At 58.1% G+C, this 15,872-nt stretch carries 20 protein-coding genes; 9 read left to right on the plus strand and 11 right to left on the minus strand.

All coding sequences use genetic code 11. The features are described from left to right. From O6760_RS04105 to O6760_RS04120, 4 genes are all read left to right on the plus strand, one after another. Nucleotides 1–435 carry a TadE/TadG family type IV pilus assembly protein gene (locus O6760_RS04105; protein WP_269584215.1) on the plus strand — a complete coding sequence of 145 codons (435 nt, stop codon included), beginning with the start codon at nucleotides 1–3 and terminating at the stop codon, nucleotides 433–435. Further along, nucleotides 419–853: a TadE/TadG family type IV pilus assembly protein gene (locus O6760_RS04110; protein ID WP_269584216.1), complete on the plus strand. Its 435-nt coding sequence runs from the start codon at nucleotides 419–421 to the stop codon at nucleotides 851–853. Before O6760_RS04105 ends, O6760_RS04110 begins: the two co-directional genes overlap by 17 nt. Before the next feature lie 33 nt (nucleotides 854–886). Then, nucleotides 887–1,240, plus strand: a complete 354-nt coding sequence (locus O6760_RS04115; protein WP_269584217.1) for a hypothetical protein — start codon at nucleotides 887–889, stop codon at nucleotides 1,238–1,240. A 241-nt stretch (nucleotides 1,241–1,481) separates the two neighbouring features. Beyond that, on the plus strand, nucleotides 1,482–1,928 hold the full coding sequence (locus tag O6760_RS04120; protein WP_269584218.1) for a hypothetical protein: 447 nt from the start codon (nucleotides 1,482–1,484) through the stop codon (nucleotides 1,926–1,928). 278 nt (nucleotides 1,929–2,206) lie between these two features. Here O6760_RS04120 and O6760_RS04125 read toward each other — a convergent pair whose 3' ends face one another. The 7 genes from O6760_RS04125 to O6760_RS04155 all read right to left on the minus strand — a co-directional run bounded on the left by O6760_RS04125 (nucleotide 2,207) and on the right by O6760_RS04155 (nucleotide 9,966). Then, the gene (locus O6760_RS04125; protein ID WP_269584219.1) at nucleotides 2,207–3,853 is read right to left on the minus strand and encodes a hypothetical protein; all 1,647 of its coding nucleotides are present in this window, start codon (nucleotides 3,851–3,853) and stop codon (nucleotides 2,207–2,209) included. After that, complete coding sequence (locus O6760_RS04130) at nucleotides 3,850–4,608, minus strand: glycosyltransferase family 2 protein (RefSeq protein WP_269584220.1); 759 nt, start codon at nucleotides 4,606–4,608, stop codon at nucleotides 3,850–3,852. The genes O6760_RS04125 and O6760_RS04130 overlap by 4 nt, the downstream gene beginning before the upstream one ends. Continuing rightward, the gene (locus tag O6760_RS04135) at nucleotides 4,605–6,074 is read right to left on the minus strand and encodes a hypothetical protein (RefSeq protein WP_269584221.1); all 1,470 of its coding nucleotides are present in this window, start codon (nucleotides 6,072–6,074) and stop codon (nucleotides 4,605–4,607) included. The genes O6760_RS04130 and O6760_RS04135 overlap by 4 nt, the downstream gene beginning before the upstream one ends. Next, the gene (locus O6760_RS04140; RefSeq protein WP_269584222.1) at nucleotides 6,071–7,018 is read right to left on the minus strand and encodes a lysylphosphatidylglycerol synthase domain-containing protein; all 948 of its coding nucleotides are present in this window, start codon (nucleotides 7,016–7,018) and stop codon (nucleotides 6,071–6,073) included. Before O6760_RS04140 ends, O6760_RS04135 begins: the two co-directional genes overlap by 4 nt. Before the next feature lies 1 nt (nucleotide 7,019). Beyond that, nucleotides 7,020–7,808, minus strand: a complete 789-nt coding sequence (locus O6760_RS04145; protein ID WP_269584223.1) for a glycosyltransferase family 2 protein — start codon at nucleotides 7,806–7,808, stop codon at nucleotides 7,020–7,022. Nucleotides 7,809–7,816: 8 nt separating this feature from the next. Beyond that, entirely contained in the window at nucleotides 7,817–8,344 is a 528-nt protein-coding gene (locus O6760_RS04150; RefSeq protein WP_269584224.1) for a GtrA family protein, read from the minus strand. 272 nt (nucleotides 8,345–8,616) lie between these two features. Continuing rightward, nucleotides 8,617–9,966: a DUF2252 family protein gene (locus tag O6760_RS04155; protein WP_269584225.1), complete on the minus strand. Its 1,350-nt coding sequence runs from the start codon at nucleotides 9,964–9,966 to the stop codon at nucleotides 8,617–8,619. Nucleotides 9,967–10,262: 296 nt separating this feature from the next. Here O6760_RS04155 and O6760_RS04160 point away from each other — a divergent pair, with 296 nt between their 5' ends. From O6760_RS04160 to O6760_RS33410, 4 genes are all read left to right on the plus strand, one after another. Then, the gene (locus O6760_RS04160) at nucleotides 10,263–10,691 is read left to right on the plus strand and encodes a hypothetical protein (RefSeq protein ID WP_269584226.1); all 429 of its coding nucleotides are present in this window, start codon (nucleotides 10,263–10,265) and stop codon (nucleotides 10,689–10,691) included. After that, the gene (locus tag O6760_RS04165; protein WP_269584227.1) at nucleotides 10,688–12,118 is read left to right on the plus strand and encodes a relaxase/mobilization nuclease domain-containing protein; all 1,431 of its coding nucleotides are present in this window, start codon (nucleotides 10,688–10,690) and stop codon (nucleotides 12,116–12,118) included. The genes O6760_RS04160 and O6760_RS04165 overlap by 4 nt, the downstream gene beginning before the upstream one ends. A gap of 125 nt (nucleotides 12,119–12,243) precedes the next feature. Beyond that, entirely contained in the window at nucleotides 12,244–12,432 is a 189-nt protein-coding gene (locus O6760_RS04170; RefSeq protein ID WP_269584228.1) for a hypothetical protein, read from the plus strand. Then, a complete protein-coding gene (locus tag O6760_RS33410) occupies nucleotides 12,419–12,625 on the plus strand; it encodes a CopG family transcriptional regulator (RefSeq protein WP_442969850.1) in 207 nt (68 codons plus the stop codon). Before O6760_RS04170 ends, O6760_RS33410 begins: the two co-directional genes overlap by 14 nt. A 37-nt stretch (nucleotides 12,626–12,662) precedes the next feature. Here the strand turns inward: O6760_RS33410 and O6760_RS04175 are convergent, their stop codons facing one another. Both O6760_RS04175 and O6760_RS04180 read right to left on the minus strand, forming a co-directional pair. Further along, nucleotides 12,663–12,980 carry a type II toxin-antitoxin system RelE/ParE family toxin gene (locus tag O6760_RS04175; protein WP_269584229.1) on the minus strand — a complete coding sequence of 106 codons (318 nt, stop codon included), beginning with the start codon at nucleotides 12,978–12,980 and terminating at the stop codon, nucleotides 12,663–12,665. Between the two features lie 6 nt (nucleotides 12,981–12,986). Then, on the minus strand, nucleotides 12,987–13,262 hold the full coding sequence (locus O6760_RS04180) for a ribbon-helix-helix domain-containing protein (protein WP_269584230.1): 276 nt from the start codon (nucleotides 13,260–13,262) through the stop codon (nucleotides 12,987–12,989). 219 nt (nucleotides 13,263–13,481) lie between these two features. On the opposite strand from O6760_RS04180, the gene O6760_RS04185 reads away from it, so the two are divergent. Next, complete coding sequence (locus O6760_RS04185; RefSeq protein ID WP_269584231.1) at nucleotides 13,482–13,661, plus strand: hypothetical protein; 180 nt, start codon at nucleotides 13,482–13,484, stop codon at nucleotides 13,659–13,661. A 36-nt stretch (nucleotides 13,662–13,697) separates the two neighbouring features. Here the strand turns inward: O6760_RS04185 and O6760_RS04190 are convergent, their stop codons facing one another. Together O6760_RS04190 and O6760_RS04195 are read right to left on the minus strand one after the other, a co-directional pair. Beyond that, a complete protein-coding gene (locus tag O6760_RS04190) occupies nucleotides 13,698–14,828 on the minus strand; it encodes a DUF3800 domain-containing protein (RefSeq protein WP_269584232.1) in 1,131 nt (376 codons plus the stop codon). Nucleotides 14,829–14,858: 30 nt separating this feature from the next. Continuing rightward, nucleotides 14,859–15,755 carry a hypothetical protein gene (locus O6760_RS04195; RefSeq protein WP_269584233.1) on the minus strand — a complete coding sequence of 299 codons (897 nt, stop codon included), beginning with the start codon at nucleotides 15,753–15,755 and terminating at the stop codon, nucleotides 14,859–14,861. Nucleotides 15,756–15,872 lie beyond the last annotated feature (117 nt).

A 15,872-nucleotide genomic window follows, 5' to 3' on the forward strand; every position in this document is an offset into this window, starting at 1 on the left:
ATGATCCGCTTCGGCCGAAATTGCCTCATACGCCTGAACACGGATCAACACGGCGTGGCCGCCGTGGAGATGACCCTGATTTCTCCCTTCCTGATCCTCGGATTGCTGCTGATGCTGGATGTCGGTGTCGCCGTGAAGGAACGGCTCAACCTCGACCACAGCACCCGGGTCGGTGCTCAGGCCGTCATGGCAAATATCAACGAGACTTCCGAGATCTCCAACGTCGTCCTGGCATCGGCGAGCGAACCCGAGAACGTGACCATCTCGGTTGAAAAGACATGCAGTTGCGGCAGCACGCAGGTGGATTGCTCCAACTGGTGCTCGGCAAATGTGCCGCCCTCGGTGTTCTTGAACATCAGCGCCATCAAGCAGCACACGGGCTTCCTGTTGCCTCCCTTCAATCTGGAATCGCAGACACATGTTCAAATCCGGTAGGCTGGCACGACGCGTCAGAAGGAAGCCCGGCCTGGTCCGGGACGAAGCAGGCGCATCGGCCGTGGAGCTGGCGCTGGTCTTCCCCGTCTTCATCATGATCGTTCTCGGAATCGTCGAAATCGGGCAGGCCCTTCGGACCTGGAACGAGGTACATAACGCCCTCGGACGCGCCGTCCGGCTGATGAACCTCGACGCGAGCACGACGCCGGACCAGATCACAACGGCCATGCGCGGCTACCTGACGGATGTCGATGCGGCAACGCTCACGGTCACGGCCACGCCGGTCACGGTGTCCGGCATAGAACACATCCGGATTTCCGTCGGAATTCCCTTCGAGATCATTCTGCCTTTTGCAGACATCTCGACAATGCAAATCAACGTGGACAGGACCGCACCGGTCCTCAGCGCAACAAAATAGTGCGCCCTCCCAACCTGGCTCAAGGAGACACGCATGCTGAAACAGGCTGAAACAGACGAGACCGTGGCATTCTGGAACGATGTCGACCCGTCGGTCGTCACGGACCTCAACACGCACCAGAAGGATGCCATCCTGGACGCCATCAGGCGGCGCGGAAACCAACGGCATGCGGCGGACATCCGGCTCAGCCTGTTCGGATATTTTCTGGTGGTCCTGTTCGGACGCGAACGCCGCAGCCCGGACCGGCTCAAAAGCGAACGGGCGCGCCGCCCGGTGATCACATTCAACAACCTGTTGCTGATCACCGTGCTCTGGGGATCGCTGATCTATACGCTCTATTCGCTGTTGCCGCACGCCATCGAGTTTCTGCTGAACCTGTTTCTCTGACGTCCCGGGGCCGTTTTCGAACACAGGCGACTTCGCTCTGACGGCTCTATTTGGCTCCGGCGGAATCGGCCGCCGCGAGCGCCGCGGACATGGACCCCATCTCCTTGGCATTCGTTTCCCGGAACCGGATCTGGTTGACGGAAACCGCCATCTCCGTCGTCGACTTCCTTGGGACGGAGACTGTCCCCGGACTCCGTCGAGATGATCCCCGGCTTTACGCAACCTTGAGAATTTTTGGCTATTGGCTTCTGTCTCAGAGATCTTTTCCGGCCTGCCTCCGCAGTGTCCGGGCGACCGGGGAGTTGAGCCGATAAAACGCCTTGTTATCGATTTGGACGGAACGCTGACCCTTGCAGACACGTCCGATTACCGGAACGTGAGCCCGAACTGGCCGCTGGTCGAAAAGCTCAGGGAGTACAAAGCGCAAGGATTCGAGATCATCATCCAGACGGCGCGCAACATGCGCACTCATGAAAACAACGTCGGCAAGATAACCGCTCACACGGTGCCGATCATCATCGAATGGCTACAGAAGCACGACATTCCCTATGACGAGATCTTCGTCGGCAAACCCTGGTGCGGCCACGAAGGGTTCTATGTCGATGATCGCGCGATCCGGCCCGACGAGTTTGTTCGCATGTCCAAGCCGGAAATCGACGCGTTGCTGGCCCAGGGTACGGACCCATAAAGTTGTCCGTTCAGGTCGCTCGGGGAAGGACCGTATCCAAGGCGGGAAAGTGAAGGAAACCTGGCTGGTTTCCAAGCTTTCTCAACGTAGGAGGCGGTTCTTCCCCGAGTGATCCGAAGGACGCCAATCGGGCTTAGAACAGCCACGTCAAAACCTTTGCACCATGCACCGGCATGGTTCTGCAGGCTTTTCCTTGCTTTTCTGCGCCCGACAGGCGCCTGAATGCACAATTTTATGGATCCGTACCCTAGGCCCCCAAGAGCTGATCCTGGCGTCCGTCAGGGCGTTTTGCGGTAAAGGGTCCAGTAGGGGGTTTCCGCAAGCTTCGAATAGGTCTCGCTCACATAGGGACCGTAGATGTCCCAGAGATCCTCGCCTGCCGGATCGCCGTGCGCGCGCATCACGTAATCGGCGTCGGAAAACAGGACCTCCGCCGGCTGGTGCACGTCTTCGGAGAAGATCCGGCCCTTCTGGAACCAGATCGGGGCCTGTGCCGGCGACGGCCTTTTCAACAGCGCCGGAAACGGATTTGCGAAGTTCAGGGCCAGCACCGGCCCGGCCTCCGGTTGGCCTGCACCCTCGCGGCGCAACAGGTCCAGGCCGTCCAGCATGCGGTTGTAATCGACGACCACCTTGCTGTCCGGTTCGGAAAACCACCTGGGATACACTTGGAATCCGGCCTGCCCCGTGTCGGCTAGGTCGGCATTTGCCGGATATTGCAGACCACGCGCGACCTGCGCGATCAGCGTACCACCGTCCCTCGCGGGATAGATCAACGCCAGCAGCACGGCCAGGCCGGCTAGGATCCTTCCGCTCACCGTGGTCGAGCGGGCAGACACCCCGTCCGAAAGGTCCTGCCGCCGGAACAGTCCAGCCCATTCCGCCGCCGCGACGGGCAGGATGGCATAGACCGGGCTCTCGGACACCCAGTGGTTCTGCATCAGGATCACGCAGGCCATCGCGGCGGCCGTTGCCATCAGCAGAATTGGCGTGACCCGTTTTCCGGAGCCCAGCTGCTCGCACAGCAGCAGGTAGAGCGCCGAGGCGCCGACCGCCCAGAGCACCGCCTCGCCCATCTGGCTGAGAAGCTTGATCAGGCGCCAGCCTTCGCCGGCAAAGCCCGCAACCGTGGCGATGTCCGCCAGGTTGGCGCTGACCTGACCGGTCACCAGTTCCGCCGCGGCCAGAACCGCAACGGTGCTCACACCCGCAAGGGCTGCCTGTTTCCAGGACACGTTCCGGAACACCACGGCCGCGACAAGCAAACCTATCAGTGCCGCTCCGAACGTCACTTTGGTCAGCAGGACAAGAGCAATGCAGACGCCCAGCAACACCGCTTCCGGCATCCCCCTGCGGCCGGGAGGACAGCAGAGAGCGACAGTCACGACGGCTGCGAGTCCCGCGGCCCAGCGATTGTAGGGCGCAAGCCAGCTCATGGTTGTCTGTGCGAAGATCATGTCCGGCTCGCGCGGGGAAACGATCGTTGCAACGGCGATCAGTGCGACCAGGCCGAGGGCGCCCAAACTCAGTTGCCGCCCGAGCAGTGCCACCGACAGCAGGAGTACGGCAAGCGCGAAGATCGCACTTGCAAGGGGTACCGTCGTTGCGCTCAGCGGCCTGACCGCCACCGCGATCCGGAAGATCCAGTCATAGACCGGGCCGATGGGACTGAAATAGTCGGTGCTCGAAGCCAGTCCCGACGCCGCCTTGTTCGCCGTTTCGAACGCGGTCCACAAGTCATGGAGATACCGCTCGTGGTCGAATATGAGCTGCGGCAAGACAGCGCTCAGCACAATCAGGGCGATGGCTGCGAGGAGGCTGAAGACACCAATGGTCCTGGAGGACAGCGGCGTTTTCAGAAAGAGCGCGGCGAAGAGTATCGGGCTGAGCGCCGCGGCCATGACATAGGTTGACAGCACCGTCATGGTTTCGGCATCCACTCCAGGGCCGAAGGCGGCGGCGACGCGACAAAGCTGTCCAGTTGTTCCGGCGTGCCCAGCATGCCGACATCCTCGAAGGCCAGCTGACTGATACTGACCCGGTCCCCGTCCGCGATGATCTGGTTGTACATGGGCGCGATGTAGCGCTCGCCCTTCTCCTCTCCGGCGCTGCGGAAATAGGTTTCATAAACCTGCCGGTATCGGGCGACGCTGTCGAACCAGTAGAGCCCGACCGTGGCGTGATCCGATATCCGTTCCTTTTCGCGCAGTTCGACGACGCGGCCGTCCGCATCCGTGCGCGCAAAGGACCAGCCGTTGCCCGGTCCGGGAAAACACGGCACATGACCGGCGCAGGTAGCGGGATCGGGCGGGCGCATGGCCCCGGGTGCGACATAGGTGTCGATGTTGAAGATCGCGACCGGCAGGTCTTCCCGGGCCGAAGCGATCAGTTGCAGCGCCGTCGTCGCCTGCCCGTCGGTCAAGCCCTCGAGTTCGACGATTTCATCGACCTGAATGCCGAGCGCCTTGCAGCGCGCCGTCAGGTAGCCGGGCGCGTTCAGGCCGCTGCGCACCGCGAACCGGAAGGACCATCCGGCAAGACGATACGCCTCCATGGACAGCATCGACCAGTCGAACAGCGGGCGGCCCAGAGCCTCGATTTCATATTTCGGCCTGTCGTAGCCGGCCTTGGCGAACCGGCTGCCGAGACCGGCCATCGTAATCGCAACCACACCGCTCATCCCGCACGCTTCCTTCCTGGTCCGTTTTCGAGATCGTCGAGGATCGCCGCCGCGATCAGGGCAAATCCGACCAGCTTGTCGGGATGGTCGGTATGCAGTGGCAGCATCGACAGGAACAGGGACAGTTCGACGGCGCGGACATGCGCGATCTCGTAGCCCGCCGCTTCCAGCCTGTCACGGAAGAGGCGCGCGGCCCAGTCCGCGGGCGGCGCGATGGTCCAGTCCAGTTCCAGGCTCAGCTCCCTGCCCAGGCAGACACGGAACAGACCGTTGTTGACGTAGTCGTAACCGCCGAGAATGGAGTGGCTGATCTTGGCGGCATCGTAGAGCGGATGCATCATGGCCTCGTCCGCGGCCAGGGCGCCGCGCGGATCGACCAGCCGCATCATGCCGATCCGTCTGTCGAACAGGATGTTGGAAAAACACGGATCGCCATGGGAGAACACCAGCCGGTCCGAACTGGCAACGGCCTGCCGGACATGCGGTTTCGCCTGCTCCAGCATCGCCGGAAGCCCGCCGCGCGGACCGGCATCTTCGAGGATCCTGTTCGTCTGCCGGCCGACATCCGTTTCAAGGAATGCCTTTACCCGCGCCTCAAGCTTTCCGAGAATCTGTTCCTCGGCGCGTGTGCTGTTTCCCGGTCCCGCGGGCCGGGCCTTCAGGTAACTGAAAATCTGGTCGAGCAGAACCTTGAAATCGCTCTCCGTGAAGGCGTGGTGCACCCATTGCAGCGCTGCATCCGGCACCGCCAGGTGTTCCATCTGGTAGCCGGCCGTCTTGCCGTCCTCCCAGAAGCCGAAAGTCGGCAGCAGGAACCGCTGCAGTTCCGCCGGCGCTGCATGGAAGAAACCGTGCTCGGCGCGCATCTTCCCGACGTCCCGCGACTGCTTGTGGAAGACGTTGCCCTCCGCATGCGCGGAATTGAAGTGGCGCAGTTCCGTGGCCCCGGACAGGAACAGCATCAGGTTGCGGGGATGGCGGATGTCCACGAAGCGGGCGTGATCGGTGATGATCTCGGTCCGGTCGCGCAGCGCCAGCAGGATCAGGCGGCGGGCTTCCGGCGTTTCGGCGCATAACAGGGACGCCGCGTCATCATGATACAGCACCGCGACGGCCTCGTCGTCGATGACCGGACTGGCCAGCATCGTCTTCAGCGCAAAGCCGGCCTTCCGCACCAGAACCGCAAATCCTTCCGGATCGAGCGGCGGCAGACAGAGCGGCAGCCGCAGATAGATCGCGGCATCGCCGCGGTCGCGGATCCGGTCGGCAAGGTCCAGGCCGCTTTCCGGTGTTGTCAGGTGCTCGACGGCGTCGGCACCCGCGGCACGCGACATCTCGGCAAGTTCCGTTGCCAGCGTCCGCCGCCGCCGCATGATGTTCGAGAACCTGACTTCACCCAGCGCCGCCCGGACGCTTTCAGCGGGCGGATCGCGGTCGTCGAGGATAACGGAAAGGGTTTTTGTCATAAGACACCTGTCCTGTTCTGGGCGCGAAGAGGTTCGTTCTTCACGCGCGGCAGGTAGATCCACATGGCGACCGGCCAGGCGAGAGCGAGGGACAGCAGGCACAGGCTGCTCCAGGCGCCGACGGCCCCCTGAAGGGCACCGACCGGTCCCTCGAAGACACGCTCCGCCAGAACAACGATCCCGCTCGTTTCGGTGAACCCCGCATAGGTGAACGCAAGGACGGTCGCGGCGAGCGCTTCCAGTCCCCAGATGACCAGCGACATGACCAGCAGCACGGCCCCCTGGGCGCGGAACAGATCGGCGCCGCGCGTGGTGACCTGGCGCAGGCCGTCGAGCTGGCCGAGATGGCGCAGGGATTTCGGATTGCGATGGTTCAAAACCACATACTGCTGAACGGCCCTGAGGATCCCCGGCCCCAGCACGAACACGACCAGGCCCGCCAGCACGGCAAGGCTGGTGACGGCCAGCAACAGCATCGGGCCCAGGCCGAGCGGGCCATGATAGGCATAGACGACGCCCAAGAGGATCAGGATCATCAGGCCGTCAAAGAACCGTTCCAGGAGGATGATGATCAGGGCGCCGGCAAAGCTCCGGCCGAGATACCACAACTGGTGCAGACGCAGCACTTCGCCGAGCTTGAACGGGATGATCATGGCGCTTGAAGCGGTCACCATGTGCAGCAGCGCGCTTGACCGGGCCGAAATACCGAGCAGTCGGGATGCCATCACCGCCAGGCGCACGGCCCTGACACAGTGGGACGCGAGATAAACGACGCCGGCCAGGGCCAGCGCGATCAAGGGCCTGTCCGCAAGCTCCTCAAGGCCGCCCGACGCCAGCCACCAGACCACGAAAGCAAACGGCACGAAAAGAACCGCGTAATGCAGTCCCAGCGCGGCGGCGGCTGTGGCCTGTCTGACCTTGAGGGGGGACAAGAACTGCTGCATGTCATGCAATCCGCGTCGAAGGGTAACTTTGACGCGGGGTCCGCCGGTGATCGGCGGCAAAGAACTGCCCCGGCAGGAACAGGCGAAAACCGATGATGCGCAGCAACTGGAAGCCCATGCGGCCCAGCTTGGCGTTGGAGACCTGATCGTCCTCCCGCCAGGTCAGCGGAAAGAAGTCCAGCCGGAAGCGTTTTCGAACGATGCCCAGGATCAGGTAGTAGTTGAAGGTCAGATCGTCGGCATATTTCAGATGAAACCCATCCTCGAAGGCAGCTGTCCGGAACAGGTTCAGGCCCGATCCCAGGTCATGGAGACGCTGGCCGCTGATCGCTGAAAAGATCAGGTTGAAGACATGGTTGGCGGCTGTCCGCAACAGGGAATAGCCTTCGAGCCTCGACCCGGACATGAAACGCGCGCCCATGAGAAAGTCGAGGGTCTTGTGACGCCCTTCCCGGAGATGCGGAACAAGATCCGTTATCGACCCCTGGTCGTCGCCATGCAGTACCACCAGATAGTCGTAACCGTTGTCACGCGCGAAATCGATGGCGACCTTGTGCGAGCCCCCGAGGCCGTAATTGTCGTCATTGTGCAGCAGCGCCGTTTCGGCATAGTCCAACTGGTTCAGACCTGCCTTTGCCGCATCGCGGGTGCCGTCGGTCGACCGGTTGTCGACGCACAGAACACCGTCGATCACGGCTCGAACCTCGTCCGTTTCCAGCTGCCTGAGCACGCGGGAAATCTGTGCCTCGCAATTATAGGCGGGTATGAACACAAGAACGCGGCCGTCCATGAGGCTCCTCATTCCGACTTTGGGGTTTCAAGCAGAAACCGCATGAAAAAGAAATTGGCGATCAGCGTGAACGGCGTCACGAGCATCTTCGCCGTGACACCGCACAGGGTAACGATATCGGCCCCGGCATCCATGAGGATCTGCGTGCCGCCCGACTGCTCCAGCAGGACAATCAGCAGCCAGCTCACACCGGCGGTCAGGGCGGATGCTGCGGTCACCGCCACGAGCTGCCAGATCCAGTAAAGCAGGAGCAGGGTTGCCATGGACCGGTTGTGCGCCTTGCGGAAAATGCGTTTTCCGGCCACGAAAAACACGAAGGTCACGCCACAGAAGGCGCCGATGAAATTGGCCCAGAAAACCGGAATGCCGCTATAGGTCAGCGTCGCCATGGTCATGAAATCGAGACACCAGCCGATCCCGGAGATGACCGCAAATCCCGAGAAGCGCCTTGCCAGTGCGTGATGCTGTTTCAAAAGGGTTGCCCCCGGCTTCGGGCCGTCACGGCGCATGAGCGTATCGGCTGGATCTCCAGACATCTTCATCCCGGCCCGTTCAAGACTTCCGGGCAACAGGATGAACGTTGTCGATCCAACGTGTCTGCAGTGCCGGCATTGGAAGATCCCGTTTGCATCTTGAGAATATCAGGAAGATTTCGACAGCGGCCCGCGCCCAATACAACTTACGGGCTTACCCTAGTTCTCAAGTGTTGCAATGCAGTTAATCGGCGAATCTGACAATAGTTTCCCGGGTACGCGCCGGTCTGTACGGTAACAGCACCGGACCGGCCAGAAACGCGGGCTAGCCCGCCTCAGGCGTGCAGCGTCTCACCCGGCCTCGTTACCATCCCCACCAACAGACCATGGTCTGACCGCACGAGACCGGCATAGTCCGATGCACACGCAACCAGCTCCGCGCCGCACCTGTCCACGGCAGCCGCCATGACCTTTTCGAACCGGACAGAGCGGCGATCACCCCGGGCGTGGGTCCGCGCCAGCGCTGTGCCGCAGGCCTTGGCATAATCCTTCAGCGCCCTTGCAGGGTCCGTCTCCTCAAGGAACTCTTCCGGATCGATGGTCAGCCAGGTGTGATGGCGTGAACGGACCAGCCAGGTCGTGCCCTTCCAGGCGACCTCGTCCAGGACCAGGTCCGGCCGGCGCATCATGCGGCGCTGGCAATCTACGGTCAGGTGGGCCGAGGTCATCCGGTTGACCGGCGACAGCTTCGGGAAATGGTATGTCAGGGCAGCGGGGCGTTGCTGCTTGACCTCCACCACGTGGGTTTCCCGGAAACTTTCCGCCGTCGGCGCCTCGTCGGGACCGACGAGAAAAAAGAAGCGATCGACACCGAGCGAGCCGGTGCCCGCGCCGACACGGCGGGCGACATCCAGAATGCTGTCATCCAGATGCGGACGGAAGATGTCTTCAAGTTCGTCTGCCAGCGCCAGGTCGACCGGATCGAGCTTGTCCGCCGCCGGATCGAAGCGGAACCCGGATCTGGTGCGTTCCGTCAGTTTGGCCACCGAGGATTTTTTCTCGAATTTCCGCCCCCCCGGCGCGCGTGCCCGGGCTTTCTCGAGCGGTTTCTTCAGAAAATGGCCCTTGTCAAAACCCTTGAGCGCACCGTCGCGTTCTTCCGGGTCACGGGCGATCCGCACCAGGGTCTTTCGGTAGGCCTTGAGAAAGCTTCTGGCGGCCTTGGCAGCATCCTTGCCGTCCGGCGGCGTGTTGGTCCTGAAGCCCTCTTCGCTGCTGTAACGGCCGGCGACAAGACCTTCCAGATAGTCGGCTGCAAGAAACAGCGAGATGCAAAATCGGGCAAGGTCGAAACCCGCGGGACCTTCGGCGGCATCGTCGTAATCGTTGGGTGCCCAGATCACCGTGTCGCCATAACTGCCTTGCTCGGAAAAGAACCCGAAGTTGGCGAGATGACAATCGCCGACGATCCGCGTCAGCGGCGCCTTCAACAGCGGTTCTGGCAGAGAAAGGACCCCGGACGCCAGGTCGGCATAGAAAATCTGCGCGGCACCGCGCAGGAACCGGAACGGCGACAAGACCATCTTGGCGTGTTTGTCGAGCACCGGGCGCACCTGCGGAGAGGCGCCGTCAACGCGTTTCAGTTCCGCCGATATCAGGTCCCGCCGTGTCTGGTCCGCGCTCATGCCTCGCCCCGGATATGGTCTCCAACGCGATAATGTCACAGACCGGGTCGGGCTCCGAAACCGTCTTCTGCCGTTCACACATATGTGAGTGAGGGACGTGCTACAGGCTGACCGTTACACTTGACGGCAACCGGCGCCGCGCCGGGCACGGAAGTGTTCTCGGAACAACACACGATTTTCGGGAGGAGAAGGAATGGTGGACCCGAGGGGAGAAGAATTGAACCGCTTCTTTCAGATATTGGAAGATTGGGAATCCCATCTCGCACAACATGATCTTAATGATCTGGGGTGCGAAAATGAAAAAATACGAAAGCAATAACAATAAGTTAGATAATACCAAGAAAAGTAAGAAAGACCCACCTTTTTCACTCCGTCTGACGTTTGAAGAACGGGCAAGGCTTGAAGAACTTGCTGGAGATGAGCCGCTTGGCTCCTACATCAAGCGCAAAGTCTTCGACGGCAAGGGAACCGGCAGAAAACGGGCACGCTCGCGGGTGCGCCGCCCTATCGAAGACGAAAAAAAGCTCGCCTATGTGCTGGCACAGTTAGGCCAGTCGCGTCTTGCGAATAATCTCAATCAACTCGCCAAATCTGCGCATATGGGCACATTGCCCGTCATGCCCGATACGGAGCGCGATATTCGCCGCGCTTGTGCAGATATCGCATTGATGCGACGGGAATTGTTGCGCGCGCTCGGTCATCGTACGGACTCGGAGCCGTCATGATCCTCAAGGCAAAACCTCGCGGCGATGGACGTCAACTCGGTCGATATCTTCTCACTATGGGAGAAAACGAGCATATCGAAGTTCATGAAGTCCGAGGCTTTATATCTGATGATGTCGCGGGTGCGCTTTCCGAAGTGGATGCAATCGCCAAAGGCACGAAATGCAGACAGAGCATGTTTTCCGTCTCTCTCAATCCACCACAGAACGAAACGGTGCGTATTGGTGCATTCGAGAAAGCTATCGAGGCTATCGAAGAAAAGAACGGTCTGAGTGGTCAGCCGCGTGTCGTCGTCTTTCATGAAAAGGAAGGGCGTCGGCATTGCCATGCTGTATGGAGCCGCATTGACGCCGAGACGATGACGGCGAAACCGCTTCCCTTCTTCAAGAACAAGCTTCAGGAAGTCTCCAAGCAGCTCTATCTCGAAAACGGCTGGCAAATGCCACGTGGGCTGATCGACAAACAAAACCGCGATCCGCGCAACTTCAAGCTCGCCGAATGGCAACAAGCCAAACGCGCCGGACGCCATGCGGGTGAGGTCAAGGGGCTGATACAGGAAGCCTGGGCGATCTCTGACACGAAGCAATCCTTCTCTCATGCATTGGAAGAGCGAGGTTTTTATCTCGCTCGTGGTGATCGACGCGCTTACACCGCCGTAACCTTCGAGGGCGAAGTCATCGCGATTCCCCGCGCCATCGGGAAAAAGACAAAGGATGTTCGGGAACGTCTGGGAAAAGCTGAGGAGTTGCGCAGCATCGAAGAAACCAGGCAGCGGATTGCGGAAGACATCCTGCCACGCATGAAATCCCACCTCGATGAAGCGCGCGGCAAAGCTCGCCTTGAAACAGGTGCTTTGAACTCTCGGCGCAGTGTGATGACTGAAAAGCACGCTGAAGAGCGTGCCAAACTTGATGCCGGACAGAAACAGCGCTTCGAAGAGGAATCGCGTAGCCGTGCTGATCGCCTCCGTAACGGCGTGCTGGGGTTATGGGATAAGCTGACGGGCAAGCGTGCCAAGCTTGAAAAGCAAAACGAGATGGAAGCCCTATGGGCTTTGCAGCGTGATCGTGAGCAGCGACATGCGGTTATCGCCTCCCAGATGCAAGAACGGCAAAACCTGCAAGCTGAAATCACGGCCACCCGCAGCAGGCATGCGCAAGCCCTGCTCGGTCTGCATTCCGATACGGCCAATTACCGCTTGATGAAGCGCGGCGAAGCGCCAAAACCCAAAGCGAAACCTTCATTCGAACGGCTCGAAGCCTTGCGGGAAAAGACGCAACAACAAAGACCACAGGAAGTGCAAAAACCGGAAGTCCGGCGAAAGCCCGTGCAAACCCGCAAACCGCAAACGCCTGAAGAGCGTCTCAAAGCTCTACGCGAAGGCCGCTCCCTGCGCATCCGTGATCGCGGTCCCGAGTTGGAGCCATAATTGCGTGGTCTTCCGCTATCGCCCGCATCACATGAGCAATCTGCCCCACCAATGTGATGCAGTATAAATAGTTTATTAACTAGTTCCGGCTATCAACGAGGGCGTCCTAGAATCAGGAGGCTCGTATGAAGACGATCATATTTGGTGGCGCTATTTTGATGCTGCTCACGGTGGCAAAGGCAGTGTTTCCCCTAGAGTTGCATTTCTTGCCACTAGGAGGTAGCGCTATTGCCGAAATGGGCGTCGTTCTTGGGATTTCTGTTGCGATTACCACAATCGCAGGGCTGATGAGAGATCGTGATGACAAAAACTAGAATTACGATCACACTTGATGATGATATTCAGGAATGGGTTTCCGTTGCAGCAAAGGATATCAACAGGTCCCAATCCGAAATCGTGCGTATCTGCCTTAGAGAATTCAAAGAGGCTAACGAATACAGGTTTTCTCGGCATGACAAAGCACGCTCACCGTCTGAAAACGCTTGGAAAACACCAGAAAACAAGTGAATTGCGGGGTCCGCTATGATCCTGCAAGCCGGACAAATTATTCAACATCCTTCGGCAAACGCGCCGCGATATTCATACGGTGGGCATAAAGGGTTTCAAGAATGATGGTGTCATCGCCCTCAAGCCGGAAGAAAATTGAAACAGGAAAATCCTGCACGCCCCATTTTCGGAATTCTTTACCCTCAAGCCGCGTATAAACCGCGCAGGCCAAGGGTTTAGCTCCAATAAAGCGAACACTTTCCTCGATTTGGTCGACAAATCTTAGAGCAATCTCCGATCCCGCGCGGTTGCGGTAACCGGTCGCAATTTCAATAAGCTGGCGTTTGAACAGTGCGCTGCGAATAATCCTGGACATAGGCGCCTATTCGGTCGCTGCTTTGCGTGCATCGGCAAAGTCGTCATCTGTCAGATCGGAATAGTCGTTCTCACGCAAGGATTGAGCGAGCAATGTGCGAATATCGCCGCGTTCCTGCTCTAGCGTTTTTTCCATGTGCCTGCGCACCAGATCGCGGATGAACTCGCTCGGTGTCTCGTACAATGAGCCCTTGCCGGTGATTTCGCCAACGTACAGCGCCAGCGGGTCAGGCAGCGTGGTATTCAGCCGTTTGATCATTTTCGTGTCGTGCATATTCGCCATGGCGCTTCTCCTATCTCACATGTCCATTTTCTCACATTTGCGCGTACAACGTCAACTAAACGCGCACTCAGCGCGCAAGTATGCGTTTACAGCGTTTCTCCTTCTCGTTGATCGGGCGTCACCCCGCGAACCATCAGGCCTTTGCTGAGCCAATGATGCTGGGAACGGGCCGAAAGGCCCTGAATGGTTCGGGGCCTCCTTGAAACAAAGGAGGAAACAATGAAACTCATCTCCCGCTTTGAAGCTGCGTCCCGTAACACAGCCGAACTCAACGCTCTCTACCGCGAGGCATTCAATGCATTCGCATCCGCACCGCGCGGATCGGCAGATCGCCGCAATGCTTTGGTTTCAATTGAGAATATCGAGGCTGAATTGGAGATGCGCTCGCCCTTTGGCTAACCATCACGCGGCAGGCCACTTCGGCCTGCTGCCTTTTTAAGCGTATCTCCCGTCGGAAAACCGAAGAAACCTGTCCAACTTATCGAGGTCATGCAGGCTGGCAACATGATGTAGGAATGCCTGATTGGCGGCATTCGAACTATCGATCAGGTCGCGAAGCAATTCGGCATTTTTTAGAGCAGCTCCGGTCAAGGCGGCTCGGTCTCTATCGACCTCTTCCGACGATGGTTGGGACAGATAAGTATGCATCTTGCCAATCACGCCGACAATGATGTCCGAGAGCTGGATGCCCGCTTCTGAGTGTGAATCGGCAAAGCGGTAATTGGTGACAGGTTCTCCCTGACAAGAAAGATGATCATCCTCGAAGGCATCACGGATTTCTGTTTCCATGTCCATGATGTGTTCAGCGTTTTTGAATACGGCAACACGGTTGCGATAAAAGGCGCTGAAATCTTCAATCAGTTTACGCGCGGAAAACTCTTCAATAAACGCAAGCTCGTCCAGCGCCCGGCCTGCTTGCAAGACGCCCTTGAGCATCATTGCATTCATCTCTTCATGAAGAAGGCCCTCGTTTCGCTCAACAAGATCAATCAGCTCGTTCAGAAACGGCTCGCGGTCCTGTGGTGCAAGGTCGGGATAGTCGTACCTGCGGAACAGATCGACCACAAACGGCAGTTCGTGCCTGACGATTGCCGCGAAATCGCTTTTCAAGAGCTCGCGATACTGATTCAGCATCGGGTTCCCGAGTTCCGGTAGGATGGAGTCGATCACATCGACAACCGACCAGTACAAGGGATCAAGCTCGTGATAGTGCAGCATCAGGTCGTTGTCTGCGATCCACTGCAAAAAAGTGGTCAGCTTGCTTGATTTAAGGATGTCGAGAAATTCACCCTTCGCGACATGTTTAAGCTTGATCTCATTTGCGGAAGGCTGAATGCGCATAGCCTGGCGAAGCGATGAAAGATCCAATGGGCGCTGCGGTCCTTCATGAACAACGCCGCCGAGAACAAATGTTTTCAGCTCGGGGACGTTTAGCCCCTGCTCATCGATATGAAGCTTTCGGATGTTGTTCGTCTCATCATGGTAAAACGTGTAAACGGCATCTGCCCCCGTCAGTCCGAACATCCGAATTTGGGGATCACGTATTTCATCGATATCAATCATCATGGCCCACTAATGCTGTTTTAAAAGTTCCAATTATGGATTCCACTCCGGGTTTTCATAAATTTCTTCGTAGCTCTCAGTTTCAATCAAGTTGATGCCTAATGCCTTGAAAAATGGGGCTCTATCGCTGTTTCCGCTCTGCTTGTTTGTTACATACCAAGCCTTTTGCTTCCAATCAGGTTTCATCTTGTGCAGTCTTGCACGCTCCAGAAATAACCAACGTAAAAAAGTCTCGTCCTTTCCAAAACCAAACCCCAGAATTATCAGCGGCGAGAAAAGAATAGGTTCCAACCAGGTGTTAGAACCAGGCCAGTCCGTCCGCATTTCTTTCGCATTCATCCGGATGCCGCGTTTCCCGTAGACCCAACTACGCGCGCGCTGCACAGCTCCCATATAGTGGGTGAGGCCGAGGCGTATGCTGCGCGAATATCGCCTCATTCCATGGGCGTGATAAATCGCGAAACTTGTTCTCGGATTTCCGATTGGTTCGTCTGAAAAATAGGAACTCCAAGGATAGTAATCGGTAAACCCCTTTCTGGTTCCAGGGCCAAAATATTTGGCACCAACAGATTTGGAGAGGTTTTCATCGAAATTAACAGTCACGACAGGTGCAGAGCGATTGCGCGCCCAGCCTATAATTTTAGCGTGATGGCTTTGCGGCTCCCATCCGCTCATCAACTCGCAGAATTTTTGTTGTAAATTTCTTCTATCTTCTTCGGGTTGAGCAAGGTCGAGAATGTCAAAAAACTCGGTGTTTGACATCTCTTGTAGTTGTTGTTTGGTGAAACGCAGGCTTTGTGCACTGGCGATTTGCTGAAGTAAGCTTTCCCATGACGAGGATTGAGTGTTGTTTTGATAGCGGTTTATTCCGTTACCAATCAAAAGTGCCTTGGTATTTTTTTGTTTCAAAATTTGCCCCAGCGTCTCCAATCAAGATCTCCTATCAAATAGTCAACACCTCGGAAATCTACTTTAACGTTTAATACTTACGCATGACAATCTCTCACCGATATGTAGTCGTGGCAGGCTCTTCCAGAAAAGTCATGC

The sequence above is a fragment of the Roseibium sp. Sym1 genome, from assembly GCF_027359675.1.
Classification (GTDB): domain Bacteria; phylum Pseudomonadota; class Alphaproteobacteria; order Rhizobiales; family Stappiaceae; genus Roseibium.

Coding starts and splice junctions, on each gene's coding strand:
- O6760_RS04105 (WP_269584215.1), top strand. CDS start 1: ATGATCCGCTTCGGCCGAAATTGCCTCATACGCCTGAACACGGATCAA.
- O6760_RS04110 (WP_269584216.1), top strand. CDS start 419: ATGTTCAAATCCGGTAGGCTGGCACGACGCGTCAGAAGGAAGCCCGGC.
- O6760_RS04115 (WP_269584217.1), top strand. CDS start 887: ATGCTGAAACAGGCTGAAACAGACGAGACCGTGGCATTCTGGAACGAT.
- O6760_RS04125 (WP_269584219.1), bottom strand. CDS start 3,853: ATGACGGTGCTGTCAACCTATGTCATGGCCGCGGCGCTCAGCCCGATA.
- O6760_RS04130 (WP_269584220.1), bottom strand. CDS start 4,608: ATGAGCGGTGTGGTTGCGATTACGATGGCCGGTCTCGGCAGCCGGTTC.
- O6760_RS04135 (WP_269584221.1), bottom strand. CDS start 6,074: ATGACAAAAACCCTTTCCGTTATCCTCGACGACCGCGATCCGCCCGCT.
- O6760_RS04140 (WP_269584222.1), bottom strand. CDS start 7,018: ATGCAGCAGTTCTTGTCCCCCCTCAAGGTCAGACAGGCCACAGCCGCC.
- O6760_RS04145 (WP_269584223.1), bottom strand. CDS start 7,808: ATGGACGGCCGCGTTCTTGTGTTCATACCCGCCTATAATTGCGAGGCA.
- O6760_RS04150 (WP_269584224.1), bottom strand. CDS start 8,344: ATGTCTGGAGATCCAGCCGATACGCTCATGCGCCGTGACGGCCCGAAG.
- O6760_RS04155 (WP_269584225.1), bottom strand. CDS start 9,966: ATGAGCGCGGACCAGACACGGCGGGACCTGATATCGGCGGAACTGAAA.
- O6760_RS04160 (WP_269584226.1), top strand. CDS start 10,263: ATGAAAAAATACGAAAGCAATAACAATAAGTTAGATAATACCAAGAAA.
- O6760_RS04165 (WP_269584227.1), top strand. CDS start 10,688: ATGATCCTCAAGGCAAAACCTCGCGGCGATGGACGTCAACTCGGTCGA.
- O6760_RS04170 (WP_269584228.1), top strand. CDS start 12,244: ATGAAGACGATCATATTTGGTGGCGCTATTTTGATGCTGCTCACGGTG.
- O6760_RS33410 (WP_442969850.1), top strand. CDS start 12,419: ATGACAAAAACTAGAATTACGATCACACTTGATGATGATATTCAGGAA.
- O6760_RS04175 (WP_269584229.1), bottom strand. CDS start 12,980: ATGTCCAGGATTATTCGCAGCGCACTGTTCAAACGCCAGCTTATTGAA.
- O6760_RS04180 (WP_269584230.1), bottom strand. CDS start 13,262: ATGGCGAATATGCACGACACGAAAATGATCAAACGGCTGAATACCACG.
- O6760_RS04185 (WP_269584231.1), top strand. CDS start 13,482: ATGAAACTCATCTCCCGCTTTGAAGCTGCGTCCCGTAACACAGCCGAA.
- O6760_RS04190 (WP_269584232.1), bottom strand. CDS start 14,828: ATGATGATTGATATCGATGAAATACGTGATCCCCAAATTCGGATGTTC.